Below are 15,036 nucleotides of genomic sequence, written 5' to 3'. Positions count from 1 at the left end.
AAACCAACTGTCGAATTGCAGTTGGCGTAGGAGGAATAGATTCTTTTTCTTGACCCGGTATAGAGCAATCTGCGTGCCATTTCAAATCGGAACCGGCTCACCCCTAATTTATCTCCTGAATTCACCACGTTGCAGCCAACTTCATTGAACCAGCCATCCATCAACAATTCGAAAATCAGGTCATAGTTTGTCAAAATTTTTGAACATCGGAGCGTGCTTTTCATAATCGACCAGAATTATTAAGTTTTAATTTGTATAAAGTTTTGGCCGCAGCCTGCCGAATTTTTGTACATCGGTTCGCTACATCGCGCCGAAGAAAGCTTTCTTAATGAAATCAAAGTTCTTGAGGACATTCGATGCCCCTTGAATCGCAGGCCCATGACCGGGAACGATCAGATCCACTTCCAGCTCGGATAATTTTTGCACGCTTCCCTGCAGCGCCTTGACGTCTCCACCTGGTAAATCTACCCGGCCGATACTCTGAGAAAATACCACATCTCCGGGGAACAATGCCTTGTAGCGCGGCCAATACACAGATAATCCTCCCGGACTGTGGCCGGGTGTCAGGAGTATCCGGAATTCGTGTTTTCCCAGAATGAGATCGCCGTCCTGCAAGTAGAAGTCGATCCTGTAATTAGGCATCTCCGCGCCCTGACGCGCGTACATTGGAGCAGCCACTTTCTCGATGAACTCTTCCTCTTGAAGGGATAGCGCTGTCTTGGCATGTTTGAATGCCGTAGCGCCGCCAAAATGGTCGGGGTGGGCATGGGTGACTATGACGACCTTGACTTTTTCAGGGTCGACACCGTCTGCAATCATACGCTCTTTGAGATTGGGTACGCGATGCAGATGTCCCGGATCTATAAGCACGGGAACTTTGCCATCAATGAAAACCGTATTGCAGTTATTCTCTCGGGGATTGTCCCATAAATATACATAAAAATGATCTGCTACTTTCATATGATGAAACCTTTTCTTCAATAAAGCAGTAAGAATCGTGTCTCGACAGGAGCCCCACGCGTCTGACAGCGGCGTATCCTATAGCCAGACCGGGACACACATGACCGTGAAAATCCACACATTTCAGGAAATCCTGAGGGAGCTGTCCATCAGTCATTGGATTCATCCTGAACACCTTGCCATTCCTCGGTAATTTCTGTGAAATGTTTGAGAATGCGAGCTGTTGCTCCCCAGATGTTGTGTCCTTCCCAGAGATAGGAAACTACTTCCACAGGTTCATCTCGAATCATCCAGATCTCTTCAGACCGTTTTGCGGGATCGAAGAACACGTCCAGTGGCACGTCCAAGAGTCCTGAAATCTCGCGAACGCTGGTCCGGAACTCATACGGATATGGGATAAGTCCCACAAAAGGAATCACCCGAAAACCGGTGGCCACAGTATAGAAATCATCCAATTCGCCTAGTATCCGCACGTGAGCCGGATCTACTCCGATTTCTTCCGCTGTTTCCCGAAGAGCGCAATCCAGGATCGTAATGTCACACGCGTCGAGTTTCCCTCCGGGAAAAGAGATTTCCCCTCTGTGGTGCTCAACAAAATCGGATCTTTTGGTCAAGAGCACGTGACGCGATCCGTTCTTGCAAAACAACGGAACGAGCACCGCAGCAGTAATATTGTTGTCAGGCGGCAGGACCAGTTTCTGTCTCGTGCTGAGGATCTTTTCCAGCCTGTCCTCAAAATCGGGAAGTTTCCATATTGGTCTGTTTTTTCGAATCATGATTGTCTCAAACACCAGATAGCGAAACAAATGGAGCCAAACACAGGAGAGAGTAAGGCCGTTGGATCACTTATCGAGGCAAAAATTGCTTTTATACAGGTCTTTCATTGTTCTTCTGCGGGTCAAATTCCCAGTCCCAATCCAATTCCCAGATCATGACATTTCCATCTACCGATGAACTTACCACAAATCGCCCGTTGGATGAAAACTTGGCCCCGGTAATTTCTCGTGAATGGCCCTGGAACGCTCTCTGGCACTCACCTTTTTCGATATCCCAGATCCTCAGTACGGTATCAGGCCCGCCAGTTACGAGGTACTTTTGATCTTGTGAGAACGCTGCAGTCCGGACTCCCATTTCGTTGACTTCAAGAACCCTAAGGCATGTGCCTTTCCTGAAGTCCCACACTCTCACCGTTCCGTCCATGGAGGCGGAAATGAGCAGATCTCCCGCAGGAGAAACCTCCAGACACATAATTCGGTCCTTATGGCCTTTGAGGTCGCGCAGAACGCGTCCGGAAGAGATTTCCCACATTTTGACAATTCCGTCGTATCCGGCTGTGACAAGATATCCGGGGTCCTGGCCGAAAGCAATCGACGTGACCCTTTCGTCATGTCCCTTGAGAACCTTGACCTGGGAACCTTCCGGCAATCGCCATATCCTGCTGGTACAATCCCATGACCCGGTTGCAGCCATGCTCCCGTCGCGAGCGTAATCCACCGAGCTGACGCTCTCGGTGTGTCCCTTCAAGACGAGATAATTCCTTCCCGTGTTAATGTCCCACACTCTGGCAGAGCGATCGTCGCTCCCGGAGATCATTTCTCTTCCGTTCACGGACAACGCCAGGGATGTGACGAGATTGGTATGCCCCTTGAATACTTTGATATTTTCTCCAGTCGTCGTGCTCCACAATCGAATCGTATGGTCGGCATGGGCAGTGGTAAAATAGATTGCGGATGGCGAAAATGCTATATCCATGACCCCGGAGGTTGTCTCCACATCTTTACGTTTCCAAGCCCCATGCAATCCAACGCGTCGCCCGTGGTCCCTCAAACGGACAATCAAATCCAACGTAGTGTCCGATCGTTCATATCCGGCCAGCATTTGGGAATCTCGGAGCAGAGAATAAGCCATCGCGTACGATCCGCGTTTTATCGCTTTCTTGGCCGTCTCCACCATAGCATGGTACTTCTTTTCCGACTTTGCCTGCTTTGTGATGGGCCTGATTTTCGTGAGCGCGAAGGTCGGGATGATTTGGCGACCTTGAACATCCCATATTCGGATGTTCATATCTCTACTTCCTGCCAATACCGTCTTTCCTTCGGGACCGAATGCAATACAGTTTATGTCGCTGTCCCCTGGAGCAAAGCTTCGAAACACCGTACCGCTCTTCGCATCCCAAACCTTGATGCCCGATTTGGGGTCATAGGTAGCAGCGAGTTCTCTGTTTAGATTAATCACTGCCAGGGAAGGAATATCCTGATGTGCAAGAAAGGAACTCAAAACGGTTCCGTCGGCCGTGTCCCAGAGAATCGCCTGTTTGTCGCGACCGCAGCTTAAAATGCGGCTGCCGTCGGCACTTACCCCAAGTACCGTAATCAGTTCCCGGTGATGCCGTTCATAAGCGTCGGTAGTCGAATCCAGGGGATTCACTTTGCGAATGATGCGGTCAATGGCGGTCAAGAAAATGTACGGCCGACCGCCGGCGTCATATGAGACAGCAGCAACTGTGTGCGTAGGTATCTGGAAAGTCTGGGCCTTAAAATCTGAAGTATCCCACAGGCGAGCGGCGCCTTTCTGCTCAACGGTGAGAATCTGTTTGCCATCCGGAGAAAAACCCAGATCGCTCAGCTTGCCCTGTACGAGGAGATTACCTTGAAAGCGCCCGGATGTCAGATCGAGCAACTTTACCGGGACTCCGGGTTGTGCTGAGGCAATGGCAATGATTTGTTCGTCAGGGGAAATCCAGAGGGCCGCCGGGGGTTCGCCCACGACATTGAAACTTTTCTCTTCACGCCCTTCCTCCAAGTTCCAGATCCGAAGCGTACGATCCCGAGAGCCGGTCAGGAGCTTTCCGGAACGTGGGAACAGGGCCATACACGTTATCCACCCAGTATGACCTGTAAGTTTCATCATTTCGGTCAATACGCTGAAACGGTACGTATCTGCTATTTCGTGCGCAGTTTGACCTTTCAGAGAGGATGAACCCGGTATCCCATTTAGTTTAGCGGCAACTGCATCTGTTCGTCCGCTTGTTTGAAGCGCTCCGATGAGCCACCCCATAGCGTCTTCGTCATTGGGGAATTCGTTCACGTAAGTCTCGAGATAATTGACAGCATCCTCGTTTCGATTGGCTCCGATGAGGGCGATTGCGTAAGACTTGAGCCATTCCTCGTGCGAATCCTCGGAAGAAATTGCCTGTTCACAAGCTTTGAGAGCCTTCTGGACATCGCCGACACCGAGGCAGCAGCGTCCCAGCAAATAGGATCCCCTTCCCGTGTATTCGGGGGTTTTTATCACTTCCTCAAGTCTGACCATAAGTTCCGGATCGGGGTTCTTGGTCTTGATCCAATCAAGCAAGCCCAAATTGTACGTGGCTTCAGGGTGATGAGGATCCGAATCGAGGGCTTCACGCAATCTCTGTCTTGCCTCATCTTCGTGATTCAAGTCCATGAGAGATACTGCACGATTGTTCAATGCGTCGGAAAGGAGCTTCACCTCATCGGGGGTTTCCCGCGAAAAACGCCTGCCGCAAATCTTCTCGTACATGGACTGGAGTTCTTGTCGAATGTCGCGAAAAGTCGGATAGCGATTCTCCGGATGTTTCGACAAACATCTTAGAATAAGATCTTCTATTTCCGCCGGGATGTCGGGTCGAAGAGTCTGGGGTCTGGGCGGAGCTTTCTTCACGTGAGCCAGCGCCAATTTGTCTCTTTTTTCGCCGGGTTTAACCAGGAAAGGTTTGCGGCCGCAACACAGCTCAAAAAACATGACACCAAAAGCATACATGTCCGCCGGAGGTCCCACTTCAGCATGGGGAATCCACATCTCCGGAGCCATGTACCCGGGAGTTCCCATACCCGCGGCAGTAATGGATTCTCGATCCAGAGTGATTTCGGCTGTAGTGCCAGGGGAATGGTCAGACGCGATATCTTGATTCCTGCGCTTGGTGAGTCCGAAATCCGTGACTTTCAGGATACCGTCTTTCGTTATCATGCAGTTTCCGGGTTTGACGTCCCGGTGCACCAGACCTTTCGTGTGGGCGTGATGCAGTCCGTCACTGACTTGAACCATTAAGTCCAGGAGCAGATCCCAACCCACATTCTTGCGTCTGGCAAGCCACTCATTCAAGCCGCCTCCATCCACATATTCGATGAAGATTCTGGGGCTCTCTTTAATGTTCCTGACGTAGTAGCAGGCGGCTATATTGGGGTGGAATCCGATGTCAATCCAGGTTTCCGCTTCTTTGAGGAAGAGTGCACGATCTTCCTCGTTCTCACGAAATTTGTGCTGGAGGGATTTTACCGCCATCATCGAGTTCCATCGCGCATGGCGCACAATGTAGACCGACCCCATTCCCCCCTGTTTTATGTCTTTTACTTCGTACAGGTTCTCTATAAAGTCACCGATGCGCCACTCACCGGCCTCGGTTCTCAATCCGCGGGAAGGAAACGTCGAGGTGTCGGTTTTCGAGCTGATCGCTTTACTTGTGGCTGGGCCGGTGGCCACCGAAAAACCGATTCGCCTGATCAGTTCCAGGAGCTTGTCCAGCTTCGGATGCGGAGCTGTCGTGATCGATATGGCTTTGCCACGGGATATACGCTCCCGAAGCTTCTCCTCGGGAATTTTCGTGATGCGAGCCAATTTCTCAATGCTTGCCGCAGACATATCCTGAGTGGCAGGTGTAGGTATTATTTTGATGGATATTTTTTCCACTTCCGATTCGTTTCTTAGAGTTCGAGTGCCTCAGTCAAACTAAACAGAACTCGTGCACTCCATATCAGACAGGATTGGCGGATACCAAGGACAATGTCAGCCGGTCGTCTCTCGGGCTGACTTTTTCGATTTTCGTAACTACCCTTTCCCCCGGACTCAAATTCGTTCCGGCAGGGGTGCGTAATACGGCATTAAGTGCCAGGTCCGTAATCTGCACAAGGTAAAATCGAGGGAATCGATGTAGCACTATGGCTTGGAACTCCTGCGCCTTTCGCTTTTCAAGGTATTTGAGGAGAAAGTACTTTTGTCTTTCTCGCTCCAATGAAGCCGCACGATCCAATCGAGGTATGATCTGATCCAGGATTCTCTCCAATTCCTGGGGTCTTAGCAGAGTCGCTCCCTCAAGAGCGGCCTTGAGTTGTCGTTGAACGATCAAGTCGGGATAACGTCTCAGCGGCGATGATGCCGTGGTATAGATATCTAAACCCAGGGTTGAGTGAGCATCCGGGTCCGTGCTCAAGTCGCCGCGGGCAAGAACTTTCTTGCTGCGGTACGATGCAACCGGATCGTACTCCTCCCCGAGCTCTATCTTTTCCAAGGGGGGGCCTTGGCTCCTGAATATGCCCGGAATTTTGTTGTCTCGAAGATACCGGGCAAACAAATTGTTGGCCAGGATCATCATTTCCGAGACGAGAATCTGAGCAGGGGTTTCTCTGTTGCGAACGAAAACCTCTATTTCTCCGGCATGATTGACTCGTACAGAGATCTCCGGATCTTTGAAGATGATTGCCCCAGATTCGATTCTCTTCTGCCTCAGGGAAGAAGCAACGGCAAACATCAGCGCTTCCGTCGACCCAGGTACTGCTATCTTTTCTTCAGCTTCTTCATACGTCAGCCGCTGGTTAATCCTGATTATGGATCTCTTCAGCGCGAAATCCAGAAGCTGCATTTCCGGCCCGAACCTCACCAGCACTGTGAGAGCGAGTCGGTCTTGTCCCGATTCGAGACTTGCTGCCTGTTCGGAAAGCACTCTCGGCATCATAGGGATAGTTATTTCAGGAAGATATATCGACGTCGCACGATCCCGTATTTCGAGATCGAGTGAAGAATTGTGTTCCACGTAATAACTTGCATCGGTGATATGCACCCCCAGGACGAGATGATCGCCGTCTCTGGATAAACTGATAGCGTCATCCACGTCCCGTGTGGTGGAGGAATCGATAGCCAACAGATCCTGGCCCGAGAAGAAGGTTATGTCGGGAAGAGGTTTTTTCGAGGCGTGTTCCGCTCCTGCTAACGCTTCGGATGAAAACTCTACAGGAATTCTCTCGGCGCGTAGCGTTATGTTTTCGTCTTCAGACCATTTTCCCAATCGCACAAGGACTTTGAAGGGGTCCCACTGGGGAATCAGTCCGGCCTGAAGGAAGATCTCTTTCACCTGTTTGAACAACATCCAGTCTTTTCCGGCCAAAGCCGCTTCTTCCAGCATGAGAATCAGGTCTTCCGGTGCATCGGTTGCTTTCAATTCCTCGGAGGATTTGATTTGGCTGAGAAACTTGGCCGACTGCTCGATCAGTTGACGGCGCTGCAATTCCTTTTCACGCTGAACGAGCGCCTGCTTGACCTGATTTTGGGAAGGTACTTCAATAGAGCCCTGCCCTATTTTGAAATAGACCCTGTCTTCAAAGATAGCTCTAATGAGGGAGGCAGTCTTATTCTGATCGATTTGGTTTCCGAAAAATAATTCACTCAAATCGCTGATGTCGATTTCTCTGGTTACATCGCCGACGACTTCCCACAATTCTTTGAGATCGATGTTTCTCTTCAGGGCATCTCTCGATGCGGAGAGCTCTTTCAATCTCCTCACTTGTTCTTCTTTGGTGCCGGAGAAGGGGAAAGCCGGGTCTGTTCCTGTCGTTAAAGCTCTGCTGGACGAAATTTTGGTCTCTTTGCCCTGATCGTTCAGCACTTTCAGCTTGCGATCGTCGACATCGACAATCAACCCACAGGAAATCCTGCAATTCTCGTAATAATCGACTATATCGTTCTTTTGAAAACTCATTGACTACCGTTTTCGTATCTCGGGTTCCGCCACTCATAATCGAGATTTCAACCGCCGAATTACCTCTCGGCAGAATAGCATTTATTCTTAACGGCAGCTTTGATCCTCAGATCTTATTGCGGCTCCCGAATAATTCGAATTGATTTTCCTTCCCGTTTAATTTAACAAGATTGAACGGCCGGAGGCTACTGATTTTTGAGCCCGAAAACGTCGTCTATTGTGCTCTAAAGCATTCGGTAAGTAAATAGCCGCTTTTCCGAATCGGACCGGGAGAAGAGATATTCCCATAAACAATGTATAGTTCATTATTTCACGTGTCTGTGATATGAAGAAATCCAAGAGGTGCACACGATACGCATGCCGAACACGGTGAAATCGCGCATACTGGAAATCTTTGAGGCCAGTCAAAAGCTTAGAGCCGAATTCCTGAGCGAAAACTTGGAGATCATGGAGCACATTGCGCGCGCACTTGTCTCTGTTTTGCGAGAGGGGAAAAAGATCATTCTTTTCGGAAATGGCGGCTCCGCAGCCGATGCTCAGCACATTGCCGCCGAATTTGTCAACCGATATCTTATCGATAGACCTCCACTGGCTGCTGTCGCTTTGACGACAGATTCTTCGGTGATGACCTCCATAGCGAATGACTTCGGCTATGAAGAGGTATTCGAAAAACAAGTACGGGCTCTCGGTACCAGGGGGGATGCAGCTATCGGCATCAGCACTTCAGGTAAATCCCCGAACGTAATCCGGGCATTGACTGCCGCGCAACAAAACGGTCTCATTACTGTCGGAATCGGCGGCCCCGTCGAAAGTCCGATGCAGAACGCTTGCACCTATTATCTGAGTGTACAAGGCGGTCCGACTCCAAGGATACAAGAAGTGCACCAGATTATAGGCCATACTCTTGTGGAAATAGTGGACGAAATGCTCTTTGGAACCGCTTTTGCCGGTTCAAAGGCAATTTGACCGCAATTTACGAACAAGCGCGGTCCAGTACGGCTGCAGCTACGAAGATTGGACGGGATATGAGCGAAAAAGTTGGTACGCGATTGCCGGCCCATACGGCCGAGGTTCAAATTCCATTCAAATTCACCGTGGTCCATGGCATGGAATCAGACCGCAGATCGTCCCAACAGAAGGCCGTGACCAAGTCCCTCAATCTTATCGGTCTGGTATTTGAAACACCGACCATGGAAGTTGATGATTTTCACCTTTCGTTCACGGAATCAACGTACGGCCGTAATTCACTCGAAATTTCGCTGGATCTTGGAAAGAGATTCGGAGTGCTCGAGTTAATAGCGCAAGTTGACTGGTACGAAAGACGTCCGACAGCCCTGGGACATGCGTTCACCGTTGGAATTTCTTTTCTCGATCCACCCATCGAGGTTGTCGATGTGTTGAGGGAATACTTGCAGATGTTACGCACACTGAGCAAATGAGTGTGCCTGGAGACGCACAATGCAGGACAGTCATTACGGGTTCGATTCCGGTCAAGTAGTGATAGAGTTAATTAAGCTCCTCAAGAAGAAAGGGGTTCTCCAGGAAAAGGAGGTCCTCGATCTGCTCTGGGAGGCAAAAGATCCGCTGTTTCCCTGGACCAAGCAGGAGATAAAAGAGCTTATAAAACTGTAGCCGAACCAAAGCAAATCATACTTTTTTTTTATGTGCAGTATCAATTTTGGAAATTCTTCGCAAACAGAACTCATAGGCTGTTTGTCTTAAAGTGTAGTCAAAAGTGCTCGGAGATCCGAGAAAATTCTGCAATTAGGGTAAAAACTATGACCAACTTGAGAGAAGAGCTTCGGTTATCTGTGGCAGATCTTACCTGGAACCCTCCTGAAGACGGAATACTGAACAATACGACTGAGAACATCGAGCCGCAGGAGGACATAATCGGCCAGGACAGAGCCGTAAAAGCCATCAAACGCGGCTTGGCCATGAATGCTTATGGCTACAACGTGTATGTCTCCGGATATAATGGAACCGGTCGTATGGCGACCGTCAAACGGCTGCTGGACGAGTTCAATGTGGAAGGTCCCATTCCTGACGACCTGTGCTATGTGAACAATTTCAAGAATCCCAGCCAGCCGAGGTTAATAGCTCTCACAGCGGGCGAAGGTCGAAAGTTCAAGGCCAGGATGAATGATCTGGTCAATTCTCTGAAGAAGAAGATTCCTGCAATTTTCGAGAGCGAAGAATTTCAGACTGCCAGAAACGAAATCGTTAACCGTCATATGGGTGCCCAAAAAGCGCTGTTCAAGAATTTCGAAAATAAAGTCAATCAACAGAATTTCATGATGGTACAGGTACAGGTCGGCCCATTCACTCGGCCGGATCTTGCACCGGTTATCGTCGGAAATCCCATGAAGATCGATCAGCTCGAACAACTCGTGGAAGAAGGAAAATTTTCTGCGGACGAGCTTGCGCGGATAAAGCAGCAGCACAAAGAACTCTCTCAAGAGATGGAAAAGATATTCAAGGCCGCACGAGATATAGAAAAGACCATCCAGGAAGATCTGGAAAAGCTCTCCAAAGACTGGGTGCACCCGTTTATCAAAGAAGTCTTGAATCCGATCCATGATGAATTCACCGTGGATTCCGTACGGGCTTATCTCGACGAAATAGAAGACGATACGGTGAATCATCTGGATCGTTTCCGGCCGAAACTGATCACCCCCCAGGGAGCGGGAGGCGAACCTGCTGGGCCGCCCATGCTGGTACCACCGGATCCCAGTCAATTTAGAGACTATGAAGTGAATCTTCTGGTGGATAATTCAGAAACCACTAAACCGCCAATAGTAATCGAAACCACCCCAACCTTCAGAAACCTGTTCGGAACGATTGAGCGGGCCATGGACCGGAGTGGAATGTGGCTTTCCGATTATCTCCACATTAAGGCCGGCAGCTTTCTCAATGCAAACGGTGGGTATCTCATCCTCAATGCGAGGGATGCTATACTCGAAGTTGGGGTATGGCCTGCTCTGAAGAGAAGCCTCCGAAACTCCATGGTTGAGATACAAACAGATCCGTACAGTTTTCTGTTCACGTCGGCGCTGAAACCCGAGCCGATCCCAATCAATATTAAAGTGATCATGATCGGTGAACCGGAGATCTACGATCTTCTCCACTGGTATGAAGAGGATTTCAGGAAAGTTTTTAAAATCAAAGCCGATTTTGATACTTCCATACCCAATACGGAATCGAATCTTCGACAACTCGCCGGTTTCGTTTCCCATCTGTGCAAAGAAGAAAATCTCCTCCCCTGTGATGCTTCAGGACTGATTGCACTGGCAAAGTTGGCCGTTCGCTGGGGCGGCAGGAAAAAAAAGATTACAGCTCAATTCGAGCGCGTAAGTGACCTGCTGAGGGAAGCCGATTTCGATGCACGACAAGCTCATGCAGAGATGATCAGCGCGGAATTCGTGGAAGCTGCAAATAGAGACAGGATTGAACGGCTCAATATGATCGAGGACAAAATCCACGAGTACGTGACTGACGGGATCATCATGATCGACACACAAGGAGAAAGAGTGGGCCAGATAAATGGGCTCAGTGTTTACAGTTTTCCGGAGTTCTCCTTTGGACGTCCTTCAAGAATTACCGTAAAGACCAGCATGGGAAAGTTGGGAATTGTCTCAATCGAACGGGAAGCAGAGCTTTCCGGCCACACGTACAATAAAGGCACTCTCATATTGACCGGATTTCTGAGAGGCCGCTTCGCACAGGACAAGCCTCTGAACCTGACTGCGAGCATCACCTTCGAGCAATCGTACGGAGGCGTGGATGGAGATTCGGCATCGTCCACAGAGCTTTACGCGATACTGAGTGCATTGTCTGAGGTCCCGATAGACCAGGGGATCGCTGTTACCGGCAGTGTGAACCAGCACGGAGAAGTGCAACCCATTGGAGGGGTAAACCAAAAAATTGAAGGCTTTTTTAAAGTCTGCAAGAGCATGGGATTCACAGGCAAACAGGGGGTCATGATTCCCGCACGCAACATAGGCGATCTCATGGTGGACTCTGAAGTCCTGGAAGAAGTGAGAAAAGGTAATTTTCACATCTGGGCAGTGCAGCATGTCGATCAGGGAATTGAGATTTTAACAGGGAAGCCGGCTGGTATCCCCGATGAAGAAGGTAATTTCCCAGAGGACTCCATTAATTATTTAGTGAACAACCGCCTTGATGAATTGTCTGAAGGTTTGAAAGAATTTGAGACCCCGGCGGAAGAATCGAAGGGGGAGGAAGGGAAAGACGAGTCTTCGGAAGCGCCTCCGAGTGAAAATTCCGTATAGGAGAGAGTTGTGTGAATGGTAGAGTGTGAAATACACTCTACCATTCAACCGAGCGACCTTGGATTGTGAACTTTATCTGAAACGTCTTCGTTTTCAGGCAGGCTATTTTTGGATCGCCTCTTCAGTAGCTCATCAAACTCTTTTTCTAGCTCTCTTGCCTTTGTATTACTCCTGACATCGGATCCACGGAATTCTTGATTTGAGGGAATTGGGGGAGATTGGTCATGTACGTATGCATTGTCTGGGGTGAACTGCGTGTTCTGTTCTCTGGAGTGCGTTTGTTTCCAAACGAGGAATTCTCCCTGAATTCTCGTCAAAAGTTTCCTCAGGAACATCGTTCCGTCCTCATGAACGCAGAATGGATGTCAAATGTGCATTCTGCTGAAAGTAGGGTTTATGAATCTATGGAAAATGTACGAACCATTTTCTTATCACGTGCATCCATATGGTTGGACATGCCGCGGCACAACAACCGGGAGGAATGAAATATGAATTACCCCATCGAAACTGACGGACTGAGGATATATCTTTCTCAAATAGAACGCTATGCGATTTTGGACAGAGAGTCAGAATATCTTCTTGCAGTCCGGTACCGTGATCAGAAAGATGAAGAGGCCGCAAAAACGCTGATCACGTCAAATTTGAGATTCGTAATCAAAGTGGCACTGGGTTACAGGAACTACGGTGTGAAACTTATGGATCTCATTCAGGAAGGCAATATCGGCCTCATGAAAGCAGTTGAACGATTTGATCCCGATCGAGGATACAGGCTTATTTCGTATGCTATTTGGTGGATTAAAGCATACATTCAGAATTTTATCATAAAATCATGGTCACTCGTGAAAATAGGAACAACCCAGGCTCAACGAAAGCTTTTTTATCGGGTTTCCGATCTTCCCGAGGCTCGTGATATGGAAAATCATCTTGAGAATGTTGCCAAACTTGCAGACAAGATAAGTGTTACGCAGGATGAAGTAATAGAAATGGCTGCACGTCTCAAGGCACATGACTTGTCGTTGGACGATTTGATCGGCGATCAATCTCGAGACTCTTTTGCAGATACTCTGAAAGATGAAAGACCCGATCAGGAAGAAACGCTTTCCGATTACGAAGCGCAACAGGACCTGAGAATGTGGGCTGTTAACGCTCTCGAGACACTCAATCCTCGAGAAAAGTACATTGTAGAACAAAGGATTCTGGCAGAAGATCCTGTGACGCTAAAGGAATTGGGAAAACACTTCGGTATTACCCGCGAGCGAGCGCGTCAGATTGAAAGAAGCGCTCTGGAAAAGCTCCGTGGCAATTACTTGCGTTCCGAACTGGCCGCCTAGACTTCACTATGCAGGGGATTCGTCCCCTGCATCTCTTTCCGAACCTACCTTATTTACCAAAAAAGCAGATTTGACGTATAACGTTCGCATGTCTTTTTCGTCTAATTGAAAAGAATGAGACAGGTGATGAACGATGACGATCTTGTGCAGCAATTTCGGAAAGGCAGAAAAGATGCTTTTTCCGAACTTGTGAGAAGATATGCTAAACCCCTCACCATGATGATTTTGAGGTTGGTACGGGACCAGGAAGACGCAAAAGATATTTCTCAAACCGTTTTCCTCAAAGTATACGAGGGACTGCCCGGATTCATGATGGCCTCTTCATTCAAAACATGGTTGTACAGCATCGCTCTCAATGCAGTTCGCGATCATCTGAGAGTGAGAAAGCGTTCTCCTATTGCCGATTGCGATTTCGACGATTTCCCCGACGAATCCGCGTCTGTTTCCGATCTGTTGGATTCCGCGCGAATGCGCAAATCTTTGAGAGACGCGATCGAACAACTTCCCGAAAAACAAAGAGTAACGTTTATTCTGAGAATTTACGAAAATATGGATTACAAAGAAATCGCAGCCGTAATGGGGGGAACTGAAGGCGGAGCGCGTGGAAATTTCTTCCAGGCTGTCAAAACTCTCCGGCAAAAAATGCTGTTCGGCGAAGCACGTGGCTATGCAAACGACAACGGAAGAGTTCCCTATCCTGAGAAAGGGTGAGCGTATGAAGACCCTTGAATGTGCTCGAGCAGAAAAGTTCATCATCGAAGACTTGGATGAAGGATTGGACGTCGATCGGAAAAACTGGCTGGAGCATCATATTGCAGCGTGTGAATCGTGTGCCCGCATCCAAGCAGAGACACAACTGCTTTTCCATACGGCAGGACTCTGCAATCCTCCAATTCCCGGTTCGGAATTCTGGGATTCTTATGAGAGCACATTAGAAGCCCGTATCAGGGAAAAAGAATTCCTGAATAGATCTTCGTACAATTGGAAAATTGCCGGAACATTCCTGGCTGCCGCTATTTCGTTTTTTGCGGTCTTTTGCTTCATACCGGACCGTGGCCGCTATGCCATTGATGACCCACAGCAGGCAACAATTCTCATGGAAGAACTGGATATGGCCATGGGGCCGTTGTCCCAGGAAACGCTCCCTTTTCAGGCCCAGGATTTAACGATTGAAGTCCGTGGCCTCAGGCAGGATGACATTGCCGTGAGTTGGTTTGAGGTTGAAGAAGAACATGGCTAGAAAATGTTCTGATTTTGCATTCAAAATGCTTCCATTCCGCATAGGCGCTGACTTTTCTGCAATTCTTTGTCCCGCAGGGACTAAAGAAAATAGCCCGGTAATTCAGAGACTGTCTCAAAAGTCGAAATTCATCCCATATCGTGGCACGATCTTCTCGCCGGCTTTCCGGCCTGATTGTAGGGGCGCCCCTCGTAGGTGCCCGGTAGTGACCGGCCTCCGTGCCGGTCATTGCGAGAGGGCAGGCACGAGACCTGCCCCTACAAGGATGATGAATCGTGCCACGATTTCGTTGCTCCAAACAGTTTTGCAACAGTTTCTTCATTGCCGGGAATTTGTGTATCAGCCGTCCCTCCGGGACTCGAAATCATAAGGTTTTTCCTTAACCGGCGATGAATCGCCGGCCTATTGCCAGTTGTTCCTCCGGAACAAACGACCAAGAGC

The 15,036-nt window shown here is 49.0% G+C and carries 13 protein-coding genes; 7 read left to right on the top strand and 6 right to left on the bottom strand.

What is annotated here, in order from left to right:
* Positions 1-300: 300 nt before the first annotated feature.
* The 5 genes from DESTI_RS08130 to DESTI_RS08115 form a co-directional block, all read right to left on the bottom strand.
* The gene (locus tag DESTI_RS08130; protein ID WP_014809486.1) at positions 301-960 is read right to left on the bottom strand and encodes an MBL fold metallo-hydrolase; all 660 of its coding nucleotides are present in this window, start codon (positions 958-960) and stop codon (positions 301-303) included.
* Positions 905-1,117, bottom strand: coding sequence for an FmdE family protein (locus DESTI_RS31710; protein ID WP_014809485.1), 213 nt, complete (start codon positions 1,115-1,117; stop codon positions 905-907). The genes DESTI_RS08130 and DESTI_RS31710 overlap by 56 nt, the downstream gene beginning before the upstream one ends.
* Entirely contained in the window at positions 1,110-1,736 is a 627-nt protein-coding gene (locus DESTI_RS08125; RefSeq protein ID WP_014809484.1) for an NUDIX hydrolase, read from the bottom strand. The genes DESTI_RS31710 and DESTI_RS08125 overlap by 8 nt, the downstream gene beginning before the upstream one ends.
* Positions 1,737-1,827: 91 nt before the next feature.
* Positions 1,828-5,670 carry a serine/threonine-protein kinase gene (locus DESTI_RS08120; protein WP_014809483.1) on the bottom strand — a complete coding sequence of 1,281 codons (3,843 nt, stop codon included), beginning with the start codon at positions 5,668-5,670 and terminating at the stop codon, positions 1,828-1,830.
* Positions 5,671-5,734: 64 nt separating this feature from the next.
* Entirely contained in the window at positions 5,735-7,732 is a 1,998-nt protein-coding gene (locus DESTI_RS08115) for a ribonuclease catalytic domain-containing protein (protein WP_014809482.1), read from the bottom strand.
* A 357-nt stretch (positions 7,733-8,089) separates the two neighbouring features.
* Between DESTI_RS08115 and DESTI_RS08110 the strand changes: the two genes are divergently transcribed.
* The 4 genes from DESTI_RS08110 (at position 8,090) to DESTI_RS08100 (ending at position 12,024) form a co-directional block, all read left to right on the top strand.
* Positions 8,090-8,698, top strand: coding sequence for a D-sedoheptulose-7-phosphate isomerase (locus DESTI_RS08110; RefSeq protein ID WP_014809481.1), 609 nt, complete (start codon positions 8,090-8,092; stop codon positions 8,696-8,698).
* Positions 8,699-8,757: 59 nt separating this feature from the next.
* Positions 8,758-9,171: a hypothetical protein gene (locus DESTI_RS08105; protein ID WP_014809480.1), complete on the top strand. Its 414-nt coding sequence runs from the start codon at positions 8,758-8,760 to the stop codon at positions 9,169-9,171.
* A 19-nt stretch (positions 9,172-9,190) separates the two neighbouring features.
* On the top strand, positions 9,191-9,364 hold the full coding sequence (locus DESTI_RS30665) for a hypothetical protein (RefSeq protein WP_014809479.1): 174 nt from the start codon (positions 9,191-9,193) through the stop codon (positions 9,362-9,364).
* 146 nt (positions 9,365-9,510) lie between these two features.
* Positions 9,511-12,024 (top strand): Lon protease family protein, encoded by a 2,514-nt coding sequence (locus tag DESTI_RS08100; RefSeq protein WP_014809478.1) that lies wholly within the window; start codon positions 9,511-9,513, stop codon positions 12,022-12,024.
* 44 nt (positions 12,025-12,068) lie between these two features.
* On the opposite strand, the gene DESTI_RS30660 is transcribed toward DESTI_RS08100, so the two are convergent.
* Entirely contained in the window at positions 12,069-12,359 is a 291-nt protein-coding gene (locus tag DESTI_RS30660) for a hypothetical protein (RefSeq protein ID WP_157212124.1), read from the bottom strand.
* Between the two features lie 153 nt (positions 12,360-12,512).
* Between DESTI_RS30660 and DESTI_RS08090 the strand changes: the two genes are divergently transcribed.
* From DESTI_RS08090 to DESTI_RS08080, 3 genes are all read left to right on the top strand, one after another.
* Entirely contained in the window at positions 12,513-13,355 is an 843-nt protein-coding gene (locus tag DESTI_RS08090) for an RNA polymerase factor sigma-32 (protein WP_014809476.1), read from the top strand.
* Positions 13,356-13,481: 126 nt separating this feature from the next.
* The gene (locus DESTI_RS08085; RefSeq protein WP_014809475.1) at positions 13,482-14,066 is read left to right on the top strand and encodes an RNA polymerase sigma factor; all 585 of its coding nucleotides are present in this window, start codon (positions 13,482-13,484) and stop codon (positions 14,064-14,066) included.
* Between the two features lie 4 nt (positions 14,067-14,070).
* Positions 14,071-14,595, top strand: a complete 525-nt coding sequence (locus DESTI_RS08080) for a hypothetical protein (RefSeq protein ID WP_014809474.1) — start codon at positions 14,071-14,073, stop codon at positions 14,593-14,595.
* The last annotated feature ends 441 nt before the right edge of the window (positions 14,596-15,036 follow it).

It is taken from the genome of Desulfomonile tiedjei DSM 6799, assembly GCF_000266945.1.
In the GTDB taxonomy this organism is placed as follows: domain Bacteria; phylum Desulfobacterota; class Desulfomonilia; order Desulfomonilales; family Desulfomonilaceae; genus Desulfomonile; species Desulfomonile tiedjei.
The sequence above is the reverse complement of the archived record's forward strand: the minus strand, read 5'-3'. Positions and strand labels throughout refer to the sequence as shown.

Coding starts and splice junctions, on each gene's coding strand:
- DESTI_RS08105 (WP_014809480.1), top strand. CDS start 8,758: ATGAGCGAAAAAGTTGGTACGCGATTGCCGGCCCATACGGCCGAGGTT.
- DESTI_RS08085 (WP_014809475.1), top strand. CDS start 13,482: ATGAACGATGACGATCTTGTGCAGCAATTTCGGAAAGGCAGAAAAGAT.
- DESTI_RS30660 (WP_157212124.1), bottom strand. CDS start 12,359: ATGTTCCTGAGGAAACTTTTGACGAGAATTCAGGGAGAATTCCTCGTT.
- DESTI_RS30665 (WP_014809479.1), top strand. CDS start 9,191: ATGCAGGACAGTCATTACGGGTTCGATTCCGGTCAAGTAGTGATAGAG.
- DESTI_RS08090 (WP_014809476.1), top strand. CDS start 12,513: ATGAATTACCCCATCGAAACTGACGGACTGAGGATATATCTTTCTCAA.
- DESTI_RS08110 (WP_014809481.1), top strand. CDS start 8,090: ATGCCGAACACGGTGAAATCGCGCATACTGGAAATCTTTGAGGCCAGT.
- DESTI_RS31710 (WP_014809485.1), bottom strand. CDS start 1,117: ATGACTGATGGACAGCTCCCTCAGGATTTCCTGAAATGTGTGGATTTT.
- DESTI_RS08130 (WP_014809486.1), bottom strand. CDS start 960: ATGAAAGTAGCAGATCATTTTTATGTATATTTATGGGACAATCCCCGA.
- DESTI_RS08125 (WP_014809484.1), bottom strand. CDS start 1,736: ATGATTCGAAAAAACAGACCAATATGGAAACTTCCCGATTTTGAGGAC.
- DESTI_RS08115 (WP_014809482.1), bottom strand. CDS start 7,732: ATGAGTTTTCAAAAGAACGATATAGTCGATTATTACGAGAATTGCAGG.
- DESTI_RS08080 (WP_014809474.1), top strand. CDS start 14,071: ATGAAGACCCTTGAATGTGCTCGAGCAGAAAAGTTCATCATCGAAGAC.
- DESTI_RS08100 (WP_014809478.1), top strand. CDS start 9,511: ATGACCAACTTGAGAGAAGAGCTTCGGTTATCTGTGGCAGATCTTACC.